General features: G+C 53.8%; 20 protein-coding genes. 12 read left to right on the top strand and 8 right to left on the bottom strand.

The features are described 5' to 3' along the window. Window positions 1–108: 108 nt before the first annotated feature. Window positions 109–882, top strand: coding sequence for an ABC transporter substrate-binding protein (locus UNDYM_RS28015; protein ID WP_162044088.1), 774 nt, complete (start codon window positions 109–111; stop codon window positions 880–882). Between the two features lie 62 nt (window positions 883–944). On the opposite strand, the gene UNDYM_RS28010 is transcribed toward UNDYM_RS28015, so the two are convergent. Beyond that, complete coding sequence (locus UNDYM_RS28010) at window positions 945–1,376, bottom strand: DUF2798 domain-containing protein (RefSeq protein ID WP_162044087.1); 432 nt, start codon at window positions 1,374–1,376, stop codon at window positions 945–947. 45 nt (window positions 1,377–1,421) lie between these two features. After that, the gene (locus UNDYM_RS28005) at window positions 1,422–1,739 is read right to left on the bottom strand and encodes a hypothetical protein (RefSeq protein WP_162044086.1); all 318 of its coding nucleotides are present in this window, start codon (window positions 1,737–1,739) and stop codon (window positions 1,422–1,424) included. Window positions 1,740–1,887: 148 nt separating this feature from the next. Here UNDYM_RS28005 and UNDYM_RS28000 point away from each other — a divergent pair, with 148 nt between their 5' ends. The 10 genes from UNDYM_RS28000 (at window position 1,888) to UNDYM_RS27955 (ending at window position 16,274) form a co-directional block, all read left to right on the top strand. After that, complete coding sequence (locus tag UNDYM_RS28000) at window positions 1,888–2,862, top strand: LysR family transcriptional regulator (protein ID WP_162044085.1); 975 nt, start codon at window positions 1,888–1,890, stop codon at window positions 2,860–2,862. 164 nt (window positions 2,863–3,026) lie between these two features. After that, window positions 3,027–5,036, top strand: coding sequence for a sensor histidine kinase (locus UNDYM_RS27995; protein WP_162044084.1), 2,010 nt, complete (start codon window positions 3,027–3,029; stop codon window positions 5,034–5,036). Between the two features lie 65 nt (window positions 5,037–5,101). Further along, complete coding sequence (locus UNDYM_RS27990) at window positions 5,102–5,809, top strand: riboflavin synthase subunit alpha (protein WP_162044083.1); 708 nt, start codon at window positions 5,102–5,104, stop codon at window positions 5,807–5,809. A 46-nt stretch (window positions 5,810–5,855) separates the two neighbouring features. After that, complete coding sequence (locus tag UNDYM_RS27985) at window positions 5,856–6,290, top strand: SgcJ/EcaC family oxidoreductase (RefSeq protein ID WP_162044082.1); 435 nt, start codon at window positions 5,856–5,858, stop codon at window positions 6,288–6,290. Window positions 6,291–6,337: 47 nt separating this feature from the next. Then, a complete protein-coding gene (locus UNDYM_RS27980) occupies window positions 6,338–6,901 on the top strand; it encodes a protein tyrosine phosphatase family protein (RefSeq protein WP_162044081.1) in 564 nt (187 codons plus the stop codon). A 190-nt stretch (window positions 6,902–7,091) separates the two neighbouring features. Then, window positions 7,092–7,385: a hypothetical protein gene (locus UNDYM_RS27975; protein ID WP_162044080.1), complete on the top strand. Its 294-nt coding sequence runs from the start codon at window positions 7,092–7,094 to the stop codon at window positions 7,383–7,385. Window positions 7,386–7,549: 164 nt separating this feature from the next. After that, window positions 7,550–12,241, top strand: a complete 4,692-nt coding sequence (locus UNDYM_RS27970; RefSeq protein WP_162044079.1) for an alpha-2-macroglobulin — start codon at window positions 7,550–7,552, stop codon at window positions 12,239–12,241. Window positions 12,242–12,711: 470 nt separating this feature from the next. After that, window positions 12,712–15,072 (top strand): penicillin-binding protein 1C, encoded by a 2,361-nt coding sequence (gene pbpC, locus UNDYM_RS27965; RefSeq protein ID WP_162044078.1) that lies wholly within the window; start codon window positions 12,712–12,714, stop codon window positions 15,070–15,072. Window positions 15,073–15,162: 90 nt separating this feature from the next. Further along, complete coding sequence (locus UNDYM_RS27960; RefSeq protein ID WP_162044077.1) at window positions 15,163–15,489, top strand: hypothetical protein; 327 nt, start codon at window positions 15,163–15,165, stop codon at window positions 15,487–15,489. Window positions 15,490–15,596: 107 nt separating this feature from the next. Further along, the gene (locus UNDYM_RS27955; RefSeq protein WP_162044076.1) at window positions 15,597–16,274 is read left to right on the top strand and encodes a DUF2314 domain-containing protein; all 678 of its coding nucleotides are present in this window, start codon (window positions 15,597–15,599) and stop codon (window positions 16,272–16,274) included. A 152-nt stretch (window positions 16,275–16,426) separates the two neighbouring features. Here the strand turns inward: UNDYM_RS27955 and UNDYM_RS27950 are convergent, their stop codons facing one another. The 4 genes from UNDYM_RS27950 to UNDYM_RS27935 form a co-directional block, all read right to left on the bottom strand. Then, window positions 16,427–16,798, bottom strand: a complete 372-nt coding sequence (locus tag UNDYM_RS27950) for a hypothetical protein (protein WP_162044075.1) — start codon at window positions 16,796–16,798, stop codon at window positions 16,427–16,429. Window positions 16,799–16,914: 116 nt separating this feature from the next. After that, window positions 16,915–17,373, bottom strand: a complete 459-nt coding sequence (locus UNDYM_RS27945; RefSeq protein ID WP_162044074.1) for a GNAT family N-acetyltransferase — start codon at window positions 17,371–17,373, stop codon at window positions 16,915–16,917. A 1-nt stretch (window position 17,374) separates the two neighbouring features. Further along, window positions 17,375–18,436, bottom strand: a complete 1,062-nt coding sequence (locus UNDYM_RS27940) for a serine hydrolase (RefSeq protein WP_162044073.1) — start codon at window positions 18,434–18,436, stop codon at window positions 17,375–17,377. Window positions 18,437–18,501: 65 nt separating this feature from the next. Next, window positions 18,502–19,584, bottom strand: coding sequence for a DJ-1/PfpI family protein (locus UNDYM_RS27935; RefSeq protein WP_162044072.1), 1,083 nt, complete (start codon window positions 19,582–19,584; stop codon window positions 18,502–18,504). A gap of 82 nt (window positions 19,585–19,666) precedes the next feature. On the opposite strand from UNDYM_RS27935, the gene UNDYM_RS27930 reads away from it, so the two are divergent. Beyond that, the gene (locus tag UNDYM_RS27930; RefSeq protein WP_162044071.1) at window positions 19,667–20,662 is read left to right on the top strand and encodes a GlxA family transcriptional regulator; all 996 of its coding nucleotides are present in this window, start codon (window positions 19,667–19,669) and stop codon (window positions 20,660–20,662) included. 14 nt (window positions 20,663–20,676) lie between these two features. On the opposite strand, the gene UNDYM_RS27925 is transcribed toward UNDYM_RS27930, so the two are convergent. Continuing rightward, window positions 20,677–21,468, bottom strand: coding sequence for a LytTR family DNA-binding domain-containing protein (locus tag UNDYM_RS27925; RefSeq protein WP_162044070.1), 792 nt, complete (start codon window positions 21,466–21,468; stop codon window positions 20,677–20,679). A 20-nt stretch (window positions 21,469–21,488) separates the two neighbouring features. Continuing rightward, window positions 21,489–22,691 carry a sensor histidine kinase gene (locus UNDYM_RS27920; protein WP_162044069.1) on the bottom strand — a complete coding sequence of 401 codons (1,203 nt, stop codon included), beginning with the start codon at window positions 22,689–22,691 and terminating at the stop codon, window positions 21,489–21,491. Window positions 22,692–22,711 lie beyond the last annotated feature (20 nt).

The following is a 22,711-nucleotide window of genomic DNA, read 5'->3' as shown; positions in this document are numbered from 1 at the left end:
GCTAAGGCCGCGTTTTGTTTTTTGCACAAGCTGGAAATACGGGCGCAAGGGGTGTATAAATATCGTCAGCCGCTATTACTCCACGATGCTTATTCTCCCGGGAACCGCATGCGCCTATCCACCATCTGGCTGTTGCTAATGCTCACAGGCAGCATGCTGCTGTCACCGGCCCAGGTGCAAGCACAAAGCCGCGAAGAACGCAGGCTGGATATCTCGCTTTCGGATATCAATCGCCCGAGTACGCTTATCTCTCAAAAAGTCTTGAGCAAGGCTTATGAGCAACTGGGTATCAAGCTTAATTTCATCTCTACTCCGGCAGCACGGGCAATCAGTATGTGGAATGCTGGCAGGCTGGATGGGATTTCCGCCAAGGTCATAGATTCAGGCTTGCCAGATTCCATCAAAGTGGAGATACCCATCGTCTATGAAGAAGCCGTCGTATTCGCAGCAAAAAAGAACCTCAACGTCGATGGTTTCGATAGTCTGAAACCCTATGTGGTCGGCTATGTCAGCGGAATTCCCTATCTTGAAGACAGGCTAAAGAATGTGGCGCAAAAAGAAACTGCACCCAGCCTGGAATCACTGTTCCGCAAACTCGAAGCAGGACGCACCGATGTCGCTGTTGATTCCCGCTTCAGCTTCTGCGTGGTACGCAAGCTTGGCTTACGCGATATCCGCATACTGGAACCCTCGCTGGAAAAACGCCTGGGTTATCACTTCCTGCATGTCAGGCACCAGCAACTGGTTCCTGCGGTAGAAGCTGTTTTACGCAATATGGAAAAAGACGGCAGCATCAGGAAGATACAGGAAGAGACCATGCAAGAGTATATGGAGCAATGCACAGGCCTGACTGATGCCAAAAACAAAAAAGCCGCAGGTTGATTACCTGCGGCTCTTCAATCTTCTATCTCGTGCAACGCCTTACTTAAAGGCAAGCAGTACAATCAACGATGCACTGGCAATAATGCAGGCTTGCGTTTCAAGCCACTTTTTGCCGTAGCCTCGTCAGAAGCCTGCATGATGCCACTGGCACTCAGTGCAGATTCGCTGCTGACTGGCTTGCTCAACATGCGCGCCAGCTTGTTGACCAGAGGCTTGCTGATATAGGCAGCCGGAAAAGCGATAGGCCATACTGTCAGCCATGCTTCCATCCAGGCAGCCATGAAATCATGCCCGTAGCCCATCCACATCAGACGCAGGACTGCGGTTGCTACCAAGCTCACCAGACCTGTTGTCAGCATGGTCGGCAACATCGAAGCCAGACTGCGGGAACCAGCTACTGCACGAGGCTGACGTGCCTGGCGCACCTGAGCTTGTGTCACGACGGTGCTCTGGGCCGTCGCGCCAGCTAAAGAATAAGCAGATGAATGTTGCATAATACCAATTACTTATTTAATCGTGCTATGTTTAGCCAGGGGCGCTCAGCCACGTGCGGCCAGGGCACGCAATTCAGCAGCCATGTTAGGCGAGCTGCGGTCCAGGTCATTGGCGATACGGCGGATAGTCAGCATATTGCGCAGGTTGCGTGAAGCTGTTTTTTCTTCACGGGACTGTTTTGGGCTGATCACCAGCAAAGCTGCGCGCAACATGCCCATCAGCATAGGTTTGAACACGATCAGCATGGTGGCCAATATGCCCAGGCCCAGCAATGGACGGGCGGAAGCAACAACGGCGCTGATAGCGATTTGGGAAACTGGCAGTGCACTGGCAACTGGGAAGGCGATATTCAGGAAAGTCATGATTTACTCCACTTTTTTAAACATTTTGTGATGAGTGCATGATATTGCAGTGCATCATATAAATCTAATTTTGATTTACCATATCAATTATGCTGTTCATGAATAATTGTCAGTAAATATTGATGATTGACTAACCGGAGCAAATAACGTGAATTTTCTGACACTGGATTTGAATCTTTTGCGTGTGTTTGATGCTGTCATGATCGAGCAGAACCTGACCCGTGCCGCAGACAAGCTGGCCATGACCCAGCCCGCCGTCTCGAATGCACTGAAACGCCTGCGTCATTCGCTCGGTGATGAGTTATTGATACGTACCGCCTATGGCGTCAAGCCTACCCCGCGTGCTGAAATCCTGTGGCCAGCGATACGCCAGGCCCTGTCTGCCCTGGAAAGTGCGATTGCACCGACCAGCTTTGATGTATCGCAGGCACAAACCACCTTCAGGATGGCGATGTCGGATGCGACTGCGGCGCTGTGGATGCCTACCCTCGTCAATGTGCTGGAAAAAGAAGCACCGCGCGTCAATGTGCGCATGGTGCCGCTGACCACGCGTGAACCGCGCCCCATGCTCATGCGTGGTGATATTGATATTGCCATCGGTTTCTTTCCTGGCGTGGTGGCCCAGCTCACAGGCGGGCAAGGGGCGGCAAATAGCGCGATCCGGCATGAGAGGCTGTATTCCGGCCATTATGTGGTCGTCATGCGGCGTGGCCATCCACTCGCGAATAAAAAACTGACGCTCGATGATTATTGCAATGCCAGGCATTTGCTGGTCAGTTTTTCTGGCCGCGCCCACGGTCTGGTCGATGAAGCCCTGGCCCAGATGGGGCGGGAAAGACGCATAGTATTAACAGTCAATCAATTCTTTACCAGTGGACGTGTCGTATCCAATTCGGATCTGCTGACGGTATTGCCACGCCATCTGGTTGCCGCAACCGGCATGACAGGGGGGCTGGTCTGGAAAGAACTGCCTTTCGCCATGCCGGATGTGCACGTCGATATGCTGTGGCATGAACGCGATAGCCGCAACCCTGCGCACCAGTGGATACGCGGCAATCTGGTTGATATGACGCACTCGAACCTGATTACCGAGCTGGAACATGAAATAAAACTCGACACCTGAGACCAGATTCAGATAAAACAGCATTATCAATAAGCAAGGATGGAAGAAGAACAGGAATTTGCTTACTATTGTGGCAGCCAGCACACGCGGCTACCAATTCTCTGCCTGAAACCGGCTGGCCCGGCGTCAGGCGGCATGATGTGCATGAGATTTAAGCTATCAATATGACCGCAGTCCGCAATACTTGCTTACGCTTCCTGTTACTGCTCGCAGTTTGTCTGGGCTGTTGCGCGACGGCTGCACACGCGGCCATCCTCAGGCTCGACGATGCTAAAAATGAAATCCCCTTGCGCTCTGCCTTCCAGGTTTATGAAGATAAAAGCGCCAGACTGGAAATCGCCGACCTGCTCAAACCATCCAGTAATGCAGAGTTCCGGCCCCTGCGCGGCAATTTGAATGTATCGTTTTCCAAATCCGTATTCTGGCTGAAGCTCGACATACAAGCCAGCCAGGCAGCACTGGCCAGGCAATGGCTGATGGAGTTGTCACCAGTTATCCTCGATGATATCCGTCTCTACCAGGTCCACCCGGATGGCAGCACAACCGTACACCGTGCCGGTGACCGCCTGCCTTTTTCCAGCCTGGAACTCAAACACCATTACCCGCTGTTCCAGCTACAATTGCCGGATACACAAGTACAACATCTGTATCTGCGCCTGCAAAGCAGCAGCGCGGTGTTCCTGCGCGCCAGCCTGTGGGAATCACATGCCTTTGTCGAGCACTCCAGCCAGGTTGCTATGTTCATGGGCATTTACTATGGCGTGCTGCTGGCCATGATCGTATATAACCTGCTGCTGGCCATTTCTTACCGTGATGTAGCGCTGCGCTATTACCTGTTTTTATCTTGCATGTCCTTGCTGGCAGGCATGAGCCTGAACGGCCATGTTGCGATGTACATCCTGCCTGACTGGCCGGAACTGGCAGATATATTGCCGAGCTTTCTGTCACCACTGGTGGTCATGAGTTCCACCATGTTTATCTCCAGCTTTTTGCGCCTGCATGAAAAAATGCCGCGTATTAATAGCCTGTTCATCTTCACCCAGATTATCTGCGTAGCCGTGTCGCTGGCAGTGCTGGCCGGTTATTACCAGTTGGTCGCTCCACTGATGCAAATAACTGGCTTTGCCCTGATGATGGTGATCCTGCCCGTGTGCCTGCTGGTGGGTTTGCGTGGTTACCGTCCTGGCTACATCGTCTTGCTGGCGTCAGCCACCTGGATCACCGGCCTGTCGCTGGTGGCCTTGCGCAATATGGGCTTGCTGGAACCTAACTGGGCGACTGAATATGGTTTCCAGTTAGGTTCAGCCATAGAAGCCATTTTGCTGGCCCTGGCCCAGGCCTATCACATCAGCCTGATGAAGAAAGAACACGCCCAGACCCAGGCAAAGCTGCTGGAGATATCACAACGTACTGAACAAGAGCTTGACGCCAAGGTCAGACAACGCACTGCCGAACTCGACGAGGCGGTTGCCAGCCTGCAAAAACTCGACAAGGACAAGAATGATTTCCTGGGCATTGCCGCCCATGATTTAAAAAACCCCTTGACCAGCATCATAGGCATGAGCGACTTGCTGCGCAAACTGCAGCAAAACATGCCGGAAGAGCAGCGCCAGCATTATCTGGAGCGCATCAGCAACAGCGGCCAGCGCATGATGCGCATCATCAGCAATTTGCTGGATGTAAATGCCCTCGATTCTGGCCACCTGCACCTGAAGCTGCAAAGCCTGGACTTGTCGAGGATATTGCAGGACGTGGCCCAGCAATATACCGAGATGCTCAAGGCCAAGGACTTGCAGGTCATACTGGATATACAGGAAGGCGTCATGGTCAGGGCAGACTTTGATGCCTGTGTACAGATCATTGATAACCTGTTGTCGAACGCCGTCAAATATTCACCGCTGGGCAAGCGTATCTGGCTCAACGTAAGCAGCACCCCGGAGTTCGGTGTGTTCCAGGTCAGGGATGAAGGGCCGGGCTTGTCTGCAGCAGACCAGCAACACCTGTTTGAAAAATTCACCAAATTGTCGAGTCTGCCAACAGCCGGTGAACATTCCAGCGGCCTGGGCCTGTCCATCGTCAAGAAGCTCAGTGAAGCCTGCGGCGGCAAGGTCGATTGCGAAAGCGTGGCCGGGCAGGGTTGCAACTTCATGGTGGAATTGCCGCTGGCGGCATAAACATATCGCCAATGCATGAATGGCTTACAATCACAGACATTCCAAGTATCCCAACAAGATAAAACATGTTTACAGGCATAGTACAGGGCATAGCCCGCATCGCAACACTGAATGACAAGACCGGCTTGCGCACTTATCAGCTGGAATTTCCCGATGGTTTTTGCAAGGACCTGGAAATCGGTGCCAGTGTCGCCGTTGACGGCGTTTGCCTGACCGTGACCGCCCTGCATGGCGACAACGCCGCAGAATTTGATGTCATGCAGCAAAGCCTGGCGATTACCACGCTCGGTGAATATGCCCAGGATGGCCGCGTCAATGTAGAACGCGCCGCCAAGGATGGCGCCGAGATTGGTGGCCACCCCTTGTCTGGCCATATCGACTTCAAAGCCCATATCGCCCAGATACGCGAGCTGGAAAACAATTACGTGATACGCATCGCCGTGCCACCAGAATGGCTGCGCTATATCTTCGCCAAGGGCTATATCGCCATCAATGGTGCCAGCCTGACGATAGCCGAAGTCAACCGCCAGGAAGGCTGGTTTGAAGTCTGGCTGATCCCCGAGACCCTGCGCATGACCGTCTTTGCCGAGAAAAAAACCGGGGCCAGCCTGAACATAGAAATTGAACGAACCACCCAAGTCGTGGTCGATACAGTACGCAGCATGCTGGCAGAAACCCTGGGGCCGCTGATGCCGGCACTGGAAAGCCTGCTGGCGCAACAAGGCAAGGACCTCGGGCAAATCCTGCAAGCCCAGGTGCCACCGCCCAAATAAGCCTGATCTGCGCTTGCTTCAGCCCTCAACACAATAAAGGACAGCCATGCACAATGAAGGAACCGAGCAAGCCAGCGCAGCAGCCACGAGCATATTGAACAATATCCGGTTATGGCAGGATGCTACCGCTGCCGGGGATGTGGATAAGTTGCTCGATTTGATGGATGAAGAAGTGGTATTCCTGGTGGCAGGCCATCCGCCGATGAAGGGCCGTGAACTATTTGCCCAGAACCTGCGCAACATCTTGCAGACACATCACATCGCTTCCAGCTCCCAGATACAGGAAATTGTCGTGCAGGCTAATCTTGCCTATGCCTGGTCTTACCTGCAAGTCGAGATCATCCCCAAGCAGGCGGGCCAGCACATGAAGCGTGCCGGGAATGTGCTGAGTATCTGGCGCTTGCAGGCAGATGGCAAATGGCGTATCAGCCGTGACGCGAATTTGCTGACGCTGGAAACCCGGAATGAGTCTGGAGCATGAGTATGAGCAAGCCTGTTAACACATTGCTCCACAGGATATTCACAGGCATGTCCACAAGCTTATCTACATACTTATGCACCGCTTTTCTGGGCTTGTCCACAGTCTTATGTACAGGCTTATCCACAGGTGCCCATGCACAAAACACACAAAACATTGATGCACCCAATGTTGTCCCCATCACCGCGAAACTGACCAGCTCAGGCCAGCCCACTGCCAAGGCGCTGGAAAGCTTGTCTGCGCAAGGCTATGAAGCTGTCATCTACCTGGCCCCGCCGCATGTCTCTGATGCCGTGCGTGAAGAGAACATCATCGTCGGCCGCCAGAACATGTTGTTTGTGAATATCCCGATAGTTTTCAACAAGCCAGCCGTCAGCGACTACGAAACCTTTGCTGCCATCCTGCAAAGCCTGGGAAATAAAAAGGTGTTGGTGCACTGCCAGGTGAACATGCGTGCATCCACCATGCTCTTTTTGTACCGCGTGGTGGTCGGCAAGGAAGACCCGTCCATAGCCTATGAATCAGTCAGCAAGGTCTGGACACCGAGCGGGCCCTGGAAGCAACTGATGCTGGATGTCTTGCAAAAGCACAAGATCAATTTTGAACCTTACTGACAACTAGCTGTAGCATTTCATGCTGCCTCAATTTTCCCCTTAATCGTGTGTTGCTTTTACCCCCACGGAAGAAATCGTAACACCGGAAGATATCGTAACAAGTGAAATTATTGACAATGCCCATGTCATAATCATTGTGCAAAATTTGTGCACAAACGTGCAAACTGCACCGATACTTCAGGGAAGCCACATGCAAAGCAAATCGTTCAAAATGGCGATGTTGTTCGCCTTATTCATTGCCATCATAGGCGGCGCATACTGGTACAAGAACAAAAGCCCAGGTGGGTCTGGGGCATCTGATGCTGTTGGTGCACTGGAAATCAAGGATGATCCGAATGCCCCTCTTACTCTGGTCGATGCGGCAGACCGTGGCCTTGATGGTGCGCCAGCACTGGCTCTGACCTTCAGCATTCCTCTCGACAGCAGCAAGACTTATGAAAAGTATTTGCAGGTATTCGAGATGCCCCCTCGGCAGCGGACCTGAAAAAAGCCGAGACCAGTAATAATGATGAAGACAATGGCTATGACGATGATGGCCAGCCCAAAAAAGGCAAGGTAAGCACCGTAAGTACCAAGGCAGAAGACACCGACAGCAAAGGCGGCAAACCGGTAGCCGGTGCCTGGGTCGTTGGTGAAAACCCGCGCCTCTTGTACTTCCCGCATATCAAGCCACAGACCCGTTATGTCGTCCAGGTGCAGCTGGGCCTGCCTGCGCGCAATGGCAAGACCCTGGGTAGTGAAGCACGTTATTCGATAGTCTCTGCACCGGTTTCCCCTTCGTATTACTTCGCCAGCAATGGCATGGTCTTGCCTGCCAAACAGAATGGCGGCTTGCCTGTTGTTACTGTGAACGTGCCGGAAGTCGATGTGCAATTCCTGCGTGTCAAAAATGACCAGTTGCCTCGCTTCCTGGACCGCGTCATCAATGGCAAACCGAAAAAAGCCGATGCCGCAAAAACCGAAGGTGAAGAAGGCGAAGGCGGGGAGGACTACAACTATGACTGGAAGCGCAGCAGCCTGAAAGGTGCGGTCCAGGTTTACCAGCTCGATGATTTGCGCAATATGTCTGAAAGCGTCTATCTTGGCCGTTTCATGACCGAGCAAAAAGCCAATAAGCGCAGCGTCACCTATATCTCGGTGGAAGACATCAAGGAACTCAAGGAACCCGGCGTGTATGTCGCCGTCATGAGCCAGCCTGGCCGCTTCCGTTATGAATACCAGACCACGTATTTCTATGTGTCCGACCTGGGCCTGCATACGCATCTGTATGACAAATCTGCCGATGCCTTTGTCAGCTCGCTGACTGATGGCAAAGCCGTTGCCGGTGTTGAAGTTTCATGGATGGATGAAGCGGGCAAAGTACTGGCCAAGGCCGATACCGATGGTGATGGTCATGTGGTTTTTGCCGAACAACCAAAAACTGCCAAGGTCTTGATGGCACGCAAGGGTGAGCAGATTTCTGTACTGGCGCTGAAGGAACCTGCGCTTGATTTGTCTGAATACGATATCACTGGCTCGCCTTACAAGGCGACGCGCCTTTTTGCGTATTCCGGTCGTAATCTGTATCGCCCCGGCGAGCAATTCGATGTGTCTGTGCTGGCACGTGATGCCGATGGCCGCGCCGTGCCTGCCAAGGCCATACAGGCCAAACTGAAACGCCCGGATGGCAAGGACCAGTTCACTGCAACATGGCGGCCAGACCAGCGCTTTGGTGGTTACCTCGTCAAGCGCCTGGAATTACCAGCCGATGCTCCTACCGGTTTCTGGACCCTGGAATTGCGTGCCGACCCGGCTGACAAGGTGCCGGGCACGGTATTCCGCTTCGGTGTAGAAGAATTCCTGCCAGAACGCATGAAGCTGGATCTGTCCAGCAAACTGGCGAATTTGGCGGCTGACAGTGACTATAGCGTCGATGTAGTCGGTAGCTACCTGTACGGTGCACCGGCAGCAGGTAACCGCCTGCTGGGCGTGGCCCAGTTTGAACGCAATAAGAATCCGCTGGCCAAGCAATACCCAGGTTTTGAATTTGGTGATGTCACCGAAAATGAAGCCAAGACCCGTACTGAACTCGAGGAAAGCAAGCTCGATGATGAAGGCAAGGCATCCGTCGATGTCGATCTTTCACCTATCGCCAAACGCCGCTCCCCCTTCACAGTACGCACTACCCTGAGCCTGCTGGAAAGCGGTGGCCGCCCAGTCGTGCGCAGCATGGAACGCACAGTCTGGCCAGCCCCTGTGTTGGTAGGCCTGCGCCCCATGTTCACCGGTGAATATGCGCCTGAAGGCAGCCCGGTGGAATTTGAAGTCATACGTGCTGACAAGGATGGCAAATTGCAGGCATCACCAACCTTGCCGGTACGCCTGTTCCGCGAAGACCGCAATTACTACTGGCGCTTTGAAGACCAGCGCGGCTGGCAGTCTGGCTTTACCGAAACCGATGAACTGGTTGAAACCAGTGCCGTTGCCGTGCCCGCCAATGGCCGTGGAAAATTGCGCCTGCCAGTGCGCTATGGCCGCTACCGCCTCGAAGTGCTGGACCCTGACACCAAGATGCAAGCTGTGTATCGCTTCTATGTAGGCTGGAGCGCCCGCAGTGATGAAAGCCAGGGCGTACGTCCTGACAAGGTCGCCATGAAGCTGGATAAACCCGTCTACAAGGATGGAGACACAGCACGCCTGACGTTCACCCCGCCACACAAGGGTGAAGCCCTGATCACGGTAGAAGGTGACAAGACCCTGTGGATAAAACGCATGTCTGTAGGTGCAGATGCAACGACCATCGATATCCCGCTCAACAAGGACTGGAAACGCCACGACCTGTATGTCTCTGCCGTGGTTCTGCGCCCAGGCAATGAAGGTGACAAGGTGACACCGGCGCGTGCACTGGGTATCGCGCATATCCCGCTGGACAGGGCAGACCGCAAATTTGCCGTGACCATGGAAGCACCAGTCAAAGTGCTGCCTGACAGCACCGTCAAGGTAAAAATCAAGGTGCCGGAAGCCAAGGGCCAAAAAACCATGGTGACCCTGTCGGCAGTGGATGTGGGCATTTTGAATATCACCAAATTTGTCTCGCCTGATCCTCATGCTTTCTTCTTTGCCAAATTGCGTTATGGCCCGGACCAGCATGATATCTATGGCCGCCTCATAGAAAAAATGCAGGGCCAGAAAGGCAAGCTGAAATTTGGTGGTGACAACACGCCCAAAGCCACCAAGAGCTTGCCGAAGAAGGTCAAACTCATCGACATCTTCAGCGGCCCTGTGCAACTGAATGAACAAGGTGAGGCCGAAATACCGCTGGTCATCCCCGACTTTAACGGCACTTTGCGCCTGATGGCAGTGGTGGCCGGTGGCGAGCGCTTTGGTGCCAAGGATGCCGAGATGACGGTGGCCGCACCGCTGATAGCCGAGCTGGCAACGCCACGCTTCCTGTCTTTTGGTGACACTGCCATCGTCGCACTGGATTTGCATAATCTCTCGGGTGCAGGACAAAACCTGAAAGTCAGCATCAATGGTGGCGAAGCCCTGAAACTGACAGAAACCGAACGCAGCGTGAGCCTGAAAGACCAGCAAAAACAAACCCTGCGCTTCCCTATCGAAGCCAAGCCAGTGCCGGGTTTGCATACCATTACTGTTAATATCAGCGGCTCTGGCATCAAGATGGAAAGAAGTTTTGCGCTTACCGTGCAAGCTCCTACACCACAGACCCAGATCACCAAACGCTTTACGGTGAAAGCCGGTGAATCGCTGGATATCAAGGAAGCTGACCTGGCAGGCTTGCACAAGGCATCGTTGCTGGCACACATGGTGGTATCGAACAAGGCACCGATCGATATCCGCGCTGCCATCCAGGGCTTGCTAACTTACCCCTACGGCTGCGCCGAGCAAACCACCAGTACCGCTTACCCGCATGTATTCATTGATGAAGAAGCCGCCAAACGCTTTGGACTCAAGCCCTATACACGCGAGCAAAGGGTAGAGATGCTGGACAAGGCCATCGCCCGCCTGGCCACCATGCAGGCACCGAATGGCGGCTTCAGCCTGTGGGGTAATGTGTCGGAGTATGAGTACTGGTTGTCTGCCTATGTCACCGGCTTTTTGGTAGATGCACGTGAGCAGGGCTTTGGTGTGCCGGATGCGATGTATAACAAGGCATTGGACTTCCTCCTGCGCGGTTTGCAGGACGGGGTGGCACGCATGCCAGCGAGCCCCAAACCGGTAGCAGCCTCCACTACTGGCACCAGCAACCTGTGGGAAGAAAACCGCGTGCGTGACAATAGCCATTTCGGTGTACTGGCAGCAGGTGCTTATGTGCTGTCACGCCAGAACAAGGCACCACTGGCCACCTTGCGCCAGATGCATGATGCGCGTGGCAATGCACAATCCGGCCTTGCGCTGATACAACTGGGCATCGCCTTGAAGCAAATGGGCGACAAGGCGCGCAGCGATGTCGCTCTGGCCGAAGGTGTCAAGAAAGGCCGTGACAATGGTTACTGGTGGTATGACTACGGCAGCAACCTGCGTGATGCAGCCCTGTCGTATGCCTTGCTGGACAGGCACCAGATCAAGCTGGATGGCCGCGATAACCTGATCGGTGTCATCGCCAACGAGATGGAGAAACACCGTTACTACAGCACCCAGGAAAAACTCGCCCTGTTCCTGGTAGGCCGTTCTTACAGCACGGGAGAAACAGCGCCATGGACAGGTACCCTGGCCGTTGCAGGCAAGACGGATGAATTGTCAGCCAAGGCCACGTTGTTCCGTGAATTGCAGGCCAGTGAATTGTCTGCCGGTGTCAAGCTCAGCAATAACAGCAAAGACAATCTGTATGTGGAATTGTCGATGAACGGCAACCCGGTCAAACTGCCACCTGCGAAGAGCGACGTCATAGAACTGAGCCGCAAGATGTATGCACCAGATGGTTCTGAAATCGGTAACCGTCCTTTGAAAGTAGGCGAAACCATCATCATGCGCATCACAGCCCGCAGCCGCAACGCCATGGGCACAGGCATGATCGTCGACCGTATCCCGGCTGGCCTGGAAATCGAAAACACCAACATCGTCCAGGGTGAACAGATGGGTGTGGTCACGATAGACAAACTGAACCCCGCAGAAGCCATGCAGGACCCGCACATCAAGCATGTAGAGTTCCGTGATGACAGGTTTGTGGCAGCAGTACGCATGGACTGGAATGTACTGAACCTGTTCTACCGCGTGCGGGTAGTGACGCCAGGTAAATTCGTCATACCGCCGCTGTATGCAGAAGATATGTACAGACCGGATTTGTATGGGCAAACCGGTGGGACAGATGTGTTGACTGTGGTGGAGAGTGGGAAGTAGAAGACATTGAGGAACGTAGGTTGAAGTTGAGTTGTAGGTTGGGCTACGCTTCATCAGCCCAACACTGGGCCTCTGAATAAGGTATTCGTTAATCAACGTCCGATTCAAGACCTCTCACCACAGAGTCACTGAGGAAAAACAGAGATTGTTTTGACTCCTTCCCCTTCAAGGGGAAGGTTGGGATGGGGATGGGTTTCAGTAAAACAACGGCAATAAAAAAAAACGCTCCTGCGCAGGCAGGAGCCCAGAGGCGTTCGTCGCAAGTCGTGCAGTAGATTAACTTCAATAGACGATGTACTACCGCCGCAATTGAAACATTTGACCGATCAACCGCACCCCATCCCCAGCCTAAGCCGTCCACTGCGCCGCTTGCAAGCGGCTTAGATTCTGTCGGCACAAAGCATGCTTTGTGAAACCCCGAAGACATCCCCTTGAAACTGAGGGAATTTAAGCGTTGAAAAAGTAAGTGCATGAACAAATACCTGCAAATTTTTAAACGACGTACACAAGCCTTGCTCACCCACAAAAAAACCTGGGCAGCAATCATCATCGTCGCCCTGAGCTTCATCATCGCCGACCTCTGCTTTCCCCTGCCCAAACCCGGTCGCGATTCCCCCTACGCGATGGTAGTCCTGGCCCGCGATGGCACGCCCCTGCGTGCCTTCCCAGACAAAGACCACATCTGGCGTCACGCCATTAGCCTGCAGGAAGTCTCGCCCTACTATGTCGATGCATTGACGCAGTATGAAGACCGGGCATTCTGGTGGCACCCTGGTATCAACCCGCTGGCATTGACACGGGCAGCGTGGCAATGGCTGCACAATGGCAAGATCGTATCTGGTGGTTCCACCATCACCATGCAGGTAGCACGCATCATAGACCCCACCCCGCATACCCTGCGCGGCAAGCTCAAACAAATTGCCCGTGCGCTGCAACTCGAAGCGCATTATTCAAAGAAAGAAATCCTGACCCTCTACCTCAACTATGCCCCCATGGGTGGCGTGCTCGAAGGTGTGGAAGCAGCCAGCCGTGCCTATCTCGGCAAACCTGCCAGCCGCCTCACGCATGCGGAAGCGGCGCTGCTGACGGTGTTGCCGCAATTACCCTCCGTCTTGCGACCAGACCGTTATCCACAACGTGCGCAAGTAGCGCGTGACAAAGTGATACGTCGCATGGAAGGCAACTGGAGCAAGGACATCATTGCCGATGCGCTGACTGAACCTGTTACGGCGCAGGTGGTGCGTGAACCTCTACTCGCGCCCTTACTCGCACTGCGCATGAAGCAGCAAGCAAAGCGCACCAAGAGCCAGCAAACCGTGATCCAGACCACGGTTGATACGGCAATCCAGCAAACCGTAGAAACCCTGCTGGCAGACCGCATACGACAATTGCCGCCACATGTGTCGATGGCTGCGATGGTGATGGACAATGCCACGTTTGAAGTGCTGGGCTATGCCGGTTCGGCAGACTTCAGTGACCGTGAGCGTTTCAGCGATGTTGATATGGTGCGGGCGGCGCGCTCGCCAGGTTCTGCCCTGAAACCCTTTTTGTATGCATTTGCACTCGATGAAGGTCTGATCCATTCAGAATCTTTATTGTCCGATACACCGCAATCTTTTTCTGGCTATCAGCCTGGCAATTTTCAGCAAAATTTCAGTGGCCCGGTCAGTGTGTCTGAAGCACTGGTGAAATCCCTGAATGTGCCTGCGGTTGAAGTGCTGGAACAACTGGGTTCATCGAATTTTGTCTCCATGCTCAGGCGCGGTGGTTTGAAACTGGAATTCCCGCGCGGTGCCACACCCAACCTCAGCGTAATACTTGGTGGCGCAGGCGCCAAGCTCGAAGACATGGTCGGCGCCTATTCTTCCCTCGCCCGCAAGGGCATGGCGGCCGTACCGCGTATGACACCCGCCGCACCGCGCAAGGAACAAAGGATGATGAGTGAAGGTGCCGCCTTCATCGTGCGCGACATACTGGAAACCGGCGGGCCGGTGGCGCGTGCCGTCGAAGGCAACGGCAGCTACCGTGGCATCGCCTGGAAGACTGGCACCAGCTTCGGTTTCCGCGATGCCTGGGCAGTCGGTGTCAGCAAGCGCTATACCATAGGCGTGTGGGTAGGGCGGCCAGATGGTACGCCGAATCCTGGCTTCTTTGGCGCGAATGTCGCCGCGCCTTTGCTGGTGGATATTTTCACCGCCATACCCGATGGCCGCAACACCAGCCCGGATGTGCCGCCAGCCACGGTAAGCCAGGAAAAAATCTGCTGGCCGCTCGGCACACGTGCCAGCGAACAACCAGAAAAACTTTGCCCGCTACAACGCACGGCCTGGGTTTTGAACGGCGCAGCCCCACCAAGTTTTGCTGACCGTCTGAAAACCGCTTCACCCATATTCACTTACTTTGTCGATAGCCAGAGCGGCTTGCGGGTAGCGCCTGAATGCAGTAAACGCTCCATGGACAAATTGCAGGCGGCCCGTTGGCCATCCGCACTCGAACCCTGGCTCGATGCAGGCCTGCGCAAGGTCGCCCTGCCACCAGCCTGGTCACCTGATTGCGCGAGCATCTACAATGCTGATGAAAGCATCAAGATAGTCGGCCTCAGCGATGGCGAAATCCTGCACAGAGCCAGCGGCAAGGAGGTGCCCAAAGCCAGGCTGGAAATCAGGGGTTCGCAGGCAGAAGTCAGCTGGATGGTGAATGGCCATCTTGTATCGAGCAAGCTGGCGAACCAGTCGCAGATCATAGAATTTCCTGAAGCAGGACGCTATGACATTACGGCCTTTGATGCGTATGGCCGCTATGACAGAATAAGCGTGAGCGTAACAAAGTAAAGCTATGTAAAGAAGCGGCTATCTTCACTTTTCCTCCATAGTTTTTGCTTAAGATCTATCCTGTCATCAACACCCTTGAAAGGAAACAGGATGAAAAACTTATTAAACCTGGCCCGTGCCAGTATCTTCATGGCTGCATTATGTGCCAGCCTGTTTGTTCATGCACAACCACCCGGCGGAGACCAAAAGAAACCGCCTGAAGCTGGCAAAGACGACCGGCCCAGGCATGAACCGCCACCACAAGCCTATGAAGATTGCAAAGGGAAGAAAGAAGGTGCCGTAGTGCAAATCACGACACCACGCGAAGGCAAGATTTCTGCGACTTGCACCAATTCACCCAAAGGCCTGTTTGCCCGCCCTGAAAGGCCGCCACACCCGCCAGAAGGCAAAGAAAATAATCCGCAAGCAAAGAAATAATTTGTCACAACAAGTCTTCTTTCTTTACATGTCTGACCCCGTCAGGGCAGGTTTGCCAGAGTAGAATTTCTACATTGGCAAATCTGCAGCCATGCTGAAAGAAAACCATGAGTGAAGAGCAACTGATTCCTGTTTTTATTCCCGCCCTGATTGCCCTGCTGGTGCATGCAGAAGATAGCAAAGGTGAGCCCCTGACGCATGCAGAAGTGCTGAACATACGCGATTACGCGAATGTCATGATGATGGAAAAACCCCATGCAGATGCACTTGACGAATCTCGCGGCTACGACGACATAGACCCGGAAAACTGCTGGTATGACTGGCAGATGTGCAGAAGAAAAATGGGCCGCCAGCCCGAGCTTGACCCCGGCGCCAGGATCAGCATGAGCAAGACCGATGACGAGGGCATGCAGCAAGCCTTTGCCCAGGCACAACTATCCCTGCCGCAATTCCGTCAACTGATCTACAGCAACACAGCAAGAGAATATCATCCCCTGGTCAAGACCAAATTTACATTAGCCGACGACAATATCTTTGTATGGCTATTGGTGGTCGAAAGTAATATAGAAGGTTTTCTGGCAGAATTATTTGAGTTACCACCAGCCCTGGCAGGCTATGAAATTGGCGATACCTTCAAGATCACCAACGGTGCCGTTGTCGACTGGATGATCAACCACAACGGCAAACTGCACGGTGGTTACACCATACGTGCTCACAGGGCAACGCTCGATGCTTTGGAACAGGAAAAACTGGACAGGCATCTGGGAGTTAGTCGCTACCTGTGAAAGCCATAATTCACTTAACGAACTAGGCTGGGCAAACAGTTCCACCATCTTCTAATGAGACCAGGCCTTTTGAATGCTTATAGCGTTTAGGTGCGATTAGAGCAAAGTAATCGCACGCATGGTGCCAAGCGGCCCTGTTCGTCGATTTCATCTTAAGAACCCACATGACCATCAAATATTGCCTTGGCTTCCATATAGGACAAGTCGAATGTAAGTCTAAGCATTCTAATTGTACGCAATTCATGAAGCCCTTCGCACTTGGTGACATCAATCAATTGCGTGGGAGATAATCCAAATTGGTGTAGCAGTTTATATGTGTCGTAATTTGTTGGATCAGTGTCCCAGATTTTTCTAGAAGGAGCCTCTTCTTCCACATTGGGTGAGGCTGTTGATAACTCCAAATCAGTGAGAAGTGCCTTGATCATTTCCGCTTGATCGATTACATACTGGTCTGAATGTTTTTGTAATCTGTCCAGGGCATAAAAGATGTTTGCCTTACAGACCGAGCGCATTACGTCATTCATATTTTCCCCGATGTTGAATCCCGCGTAGGTGCAATTAGTGCAACGTAATCGCACGTATGTCACGCTGTAAAATATTATTACTCATCCTTTGAAAACCATTCGTCCGAATACGCTAGCTATTCGCACCTACGTGAATCAGCCTGTGGATAACGTACATAGTAATTATCAAACTCAGCTACTTCACGCAAAACAAAACCATGGCGAAGGTAAAACCGATTGGCCTCACTATCACGCAAGGCACCAACATGGATGATTTTTCCGAGTTCGTCGGCCTCTGTTTGCACCAGTTTGATGACTGCACTGCCGAGACGACGTTGCTGAAAATCCGGATGCAGGTAAAGGTGGTCAAGCAAGAGATCATTGTCCTGCGGACGCAGTACTAAAAAGCCTGCCAGCAATCCATCATGCTTGATGAGCCTGGTGTATTCGGCTGCAAAATTTTGTAGCAGACGCTGCCGTGCTCTCTCTGCATCAAAGCGGCCCACGCGTTCAAGACTGGGGCGCATGGCGAGGACGCGCAGTTCAGCTAACTGGGCGGCATCATTGAGCGTGCAAGCTTCAAGTTTTAAATTCATATCACGAACAATTTTGTGTCAACAATTTCGCCATGTGGATAAACGCATTTTTACCCACTTTAGGCACATCCCATTTGCCATCCACAGGTACGCGGCGCTGGTGGGCGATGACCATATCCAACCTGGGGATAACCAGCAAGTATTGCCCATGCAAACCCCAGGCCATGTAGGCGCCTTGCAGTGGCGAACCAGCGGGTTCTTCGAGTACCCACCACATATAGCCATAAGCGACATGGCGGGCTGCGGTGCTGGCCGGGTGCATGTCGGATGAGGGAGTGTAGATGCTGGTCGTCAGATGCATCCAGTCTGCCGGTATCAACTGCCTGCCATTCCAGTTACCTTCATGCAGGGCGAGCAGGCCTATGCGGGCCATGTCCCTGGTGGATAAAAGGAAATGATAAGGCAGGTGCATGGATTTGCTGCGGTCGCCCCACTTCTTTTGAGCGCTCAGCTTAAAGTCCTGGAATTGCAAAGTCTGTGCGATGTCTTCGTCAAACAGTTGATAAACACTTTTGTGGGTGGCGTTTTCCAGTGCAGTGCCGGCTGCATTAAAGTCCCAGTTGTTGTACAGAAAATAGCTGCCGGGTGTTTGCGTGCCACGCGCGGGTGCATTGGCGAGATCATCGCCGCTGTTGGCTGCGACATGGAAAACGCCCGAGCGTGCGGTCAGCAGGTCGCGCAACCTGGCTTGTTTTTCTGTGGGCAAGAGGCCACCGACATCATCAATCTTTGCGGCCTCCAGGGTCTGGTCGAGATTGATAGCTCCATTGGCAACGTATTTGCCATACAGCATGGACAAAATGCTTTTGCGTTGTGACTCTATGATGCCCGGTACTTCCACAGGGCCATGGTTGTACAGGATGCGGCCATCCTTGATGGCGAGCAGGGCTGTAGTAGCCTGTTTTTGCACATAGCCATCAAGCTCGGCCTGGCCCTGTTTGCATTGCGCACTTGTCGAGGCTACGCTGTCCCATTCAGTTCCTGGAAAAACTGTGGCGGCATTGCCTGTCAGCGCAACCATCATCAGCATCGTAGTCAGCAATTTGATTTTGTAAGTAGCCATGGATACCCTTTCGCATCAACATAGTCTACCTGACCTGAATAAAATGACTTGGTTCCCCGGTTCTTCTATTGCGGATATTCCATAAACGTACTGACCAATGCCCTGGTCGCGAGCCCATAAGTCTTGCCTATTTCCTGCAAGGCTTTATCTATCGCCAGTGCCGGGGCGATGTCAATGAGCCAGTTTTGCTCTGTTTTCATCTTGTCCAAAACAGCTGCATCTGCCACGGCATCCGGCAGCAGTTGCAGACCATAACGCGACTTCACAGCCTGCATGCTGCCCGCATAGGTTTTGACTTGCGAACGGTAGGTGCGCGACCATGCATCGGCATACAGGGCCAGCGCGATGTCGTTGATACCGGCGCTCAGGGGCAGGGCGATTTCTTCATGTGACCAGAAACGCAGCCAGTTGCCTGCGATGGTGGTGACATGGGCGAGACTCATTTTGAATTGCTGGCTGTCATGTGTGGATAAGTAATCTTTTATCCCCAGCTCATTGGCCAGTGCAGTGGCGCGCTCGTGATCGGCGATGGCGGCGACCAGGGCCAGTGACGCAGGCAGGGATGCGGTCACTCCTGTCGTGGTGATGATCTTGCCATCGGCGAGGTAACGCTGGTCGCGCACCCAGGTCGTATTTGGAAATTGTTTTTGCAGGCCATCCATGGAATACCAGAAACCCACGGCGCGGCGCTGTTCCAGCAAACCCGCATGCGCCAAAACCCAGACGCCGTCACAGATACCAACGATGGTGGCACCTTTGGCGGCCTGTGCCCTGACCCAGTTTTGCAACACTGCGGCCTGCACATTGTGCAGGGCCGGGACGATGACATAGTCCGCCCCTTGTGGATAAGTCTGGTCAAATTCTGCCACCGTCGTTTCTGCCTGCATCTTGAGTGCAGGGTAGAGATTGACCACGCCGCTGCCGGTTGCCACGGACAAGACTTGCGCCGCACCTGAGGCCTTGAGCACGGCATAGGGCACGACAAAATCGGTGAGCTCGGTCATTTCATTGTCGGCAACCACGACGACGACAGGCTGCGTGCGGCCAAAACGTGGCTGATAGTCAGGTAAAGGCGTGGGCAAGGTATCAGCACTGGCCAGGGCAAGGCTCAAGGTCAGGAACAGGAAGAGCAGGATTTTTGTTTTCATCAGTACACCGGGAATTTATCCACAGGCACACTATAATCATCAACATCTTGGCCGCAGTGCCAATCTTGTCGCAAATTCTGCCATGGATAACAATACCCGCATCATCGTCTTCATTACCTTGGATGGCGTACAAAGCCTGGACCTCTCTGGCCCCATGGAAGTGTTTGCAGTGGCCAACCAGCACAGACCATCAGCCCTGCCAGCCTATCGCCTGATAGTCGCCAGCCCGCATGGTGGTGTCATCACGACCCACGCCGGGCTGGAAATACATGGGGTATGCGCACTCAGGGATTTGCCAGCAGAGATAGATACCATAATCATCACCGGTGGTAGTGAGACCGCCATGCGCGAAGCTGCGGCGGAGAATATCCTGCTGCCCTGGCTGCAAGGGCGCAGTAAAAATACCCGCCGTATTGCCAGCGTCTGCATAGGTGCACTGGTGCTGGCTGCCGCCGGTCTGTTGAATGGCCGCCGCGCTACCACCCACTGGAATAGCTGCACACTGCTGCAAAAACTCTTCCCTGAGGTCAGGCTTGATGCTGATGCGATCTTCACCGCCGACGGCCCCATCTATACCTCGGCAGGTGTCACCGCTGGCATAGACCTGTGCCTGTCGCTGCTGGAAGCTGATGGTGGCCCGGCACTGAGCCTGGCGGTCGCGCGTGAGCTGGTGCTGTACATGCGCCGCGCCGGTGGGCAATCGCAATACAGCCATACCCTGCAAAGCCAGGTCTCATCACAAAGCCAAAGCAACCCGCGCCTGCAGCAACTGCTCAGCGAGATACGGGCCCAGCCGACTGGAGACTTGCGAACTCCGGCGCTAGCGGCCAGGGTGCACATGAGTGAACGCAATTTCTCGCGTATCTTCCAGCAAGAAACTGGCAGCACACCGGCCCGTTTTGTCGATGCCGCCCGGCTGGAGTTTGCCAAGAACTTGCTGATCACGACCAGTTGGCCGCTGGCCAGGATAGCCGACCATTCAGGCTACCAGAGCCTGGATACCCTGCACCGCAGTTTCATGAAGCATCTGGGGACAACACCGGGGTTTTTCAGGGACAGGTTTGGGAGCGCTGTTTGAGATCAGGCAGTTGCCTACATTTGCTTGAACAAGTGCAGATAAGCGCGGCTGACCAGTAATTCTTCGGGCCGCTCTTTGAGCTTCAGCAGGGTGCGGCCACGAAAGTCACGTGTGGTGCCTGCTATGTGCTTGACGGCGACTATCGTGCCACGATGTATTTGCCAAAAGCGGCTGGCATCGAGGCCATCCAGCAATTCTCTGAGCGGCATGCGTATCAGTGACTCATGCGTGGCGGTGAAGACCGATACGTATTTGTCATTCGCCTCGAAATAAATCACTTCATCGATAGAAATCAGCCGGATGTCATTGCCATGTGCGGCGCGTATCCAGTCCAGGCGGCCCGGTGTAGCAGCCGGATTCGTCGCTGTCATGGATGCCATGGCAGACATTAGCCTGGCAAGTACATCTGCAGCGGGTACTGTACCGTCTGCGTCTGCCGCAGCTAGCTGGCGCTTGAGTTTTTCTACACAACGGCCCAGCCTCTCCCTGGTCGGGGGCTTGAGCAGATAATCGACAGCCTCGCGCTCGAAGGCATCGACTGCATACTGGTGATATGCGGTCACAAAAACCACCAGCGGTGCAGCCTTTGCAGCTTGCAATTGGCTTGCCAGTTCCAGCCCGCTCATGCCTGGCATGCGGATATCCAGAAAGGCGATGGAAGGTGAGAGTTCGTTGATCAGGCGCAAGGCATCTGCACCGTTGTAGGCCTCGGCGATAATCTTCAGCTCAGGCCAGAGCACTGCCAGCTCGGCTTTCAAAAAATTGACGAGGGTGATTTCGTCGTCTGCTATGAGTGCGGTAGGCATGTTTTTATCGTGACGTAAATTCAGGTGTGCGTTTTGGCTGTTGATGGCAAGGGCAAATGCAGGCTCACGCTGACGCCGCCTGCGGCATTTTCCGTAATGCTCAGGCTGCCTTGCTTGCCATACAGTGCTGCTATGCGTTCACGCAAGTTAGCCAAGCCTACCCCGCCACCTGGCTTGCTGCTGGCAACCGTCTGGAAACCCACGCCGGTATCGCTGATTACAACATGCAAATGATCTTTCTCTACATGCGCTTTCAACAGGATTTCGCCACCCTCTATCTTGGGTTCCAGGCCATGGCTGATGGCGTTTTCAACGACAGGCTGCAAGAGCATGGGCGGGATGGACAGGCTGGCAGCTTGGTCTGAAATTTCTATGCGGTAACGCAGGCGTTCGCCCATGCGCAGCTTCATCAGCTCCAGATAAGCGCTGATCGTATCAATCTCGCCCTGCAGCAGGGTGTCGCTATCACGGCTGGCCGACAAGGTGGCACGCAGGTAGTCAATAAGGCGTTCGAGCAAGAGACGGGCGCGTGCCGGATCAGGTTGAATCAGGCCTACCGCATTGGCCAGGGTGTTATACAAAAAATGCGGCTCCATCTGTGCCTGCAACATGCGTAACTGCGCCTCAAGCGCACGCCGTTCGGATTCCAGCGCGCGTCGCTGTTCTGTCGCGATTTTCTCTTTGTCCCGCAACTCACGCTCCCTGACCAGATAGGCAAACACGAGTACGCAGGAAACCAGCACAGAGACAATCGCAAAGTTCAGGATGACACCGGTTTTGAAATAATCGAGGCGCAATGCTGCCGGATTGATGAGCAGCACTGCCAGGCAATATCCTGCAAAGACGCCACCGCTGGGCACGATGAGGTAGTAAGCCACCCACTTCCAGCCACGTATATTTTCTATCCATGGCCGTAGCAAAAAAGAACTGAGCGCAAACAGGATATGGATGGAATACGAAATCGACATCGCGATGACCAGATTATTCCAGAGCTGTACAAAAAACCGTTCACGCGACAGGTTATACGCATACAGGGCAAAGAAGAACAGGGCAAAACCCAGGCCCAGTATGAAGGTATAGACGAGATCGCGCACTATGCCCGGCTGCCAGCGGCGGAAAAAGGGTATCAAGGCGAGGGGATGGTCATCGGCCCCTTGCTTGCCAGGCGAAGTACTGACTGGCTTGGCCGGGGTGGTCGGGTCGGCAGGCATAGGTTTCATCATGACAGTCTAAACAGGTGGGC

The sequence above is a fragment of the Undibacterium sp. YM2 genome, from assembly GCF_009937975.1.
In the GTDB taxonomy this organism is placed as follows: Bacteria; Pseudomonadota; Gammaproteobacteria; order Burkholderiales; family Burkholderiaceae_D; genus Undibacterium.
Note: the sequence above shows the minus strand (reverse complement) of the source record. Positions and strands in the feature narration are given on the sequence as shown.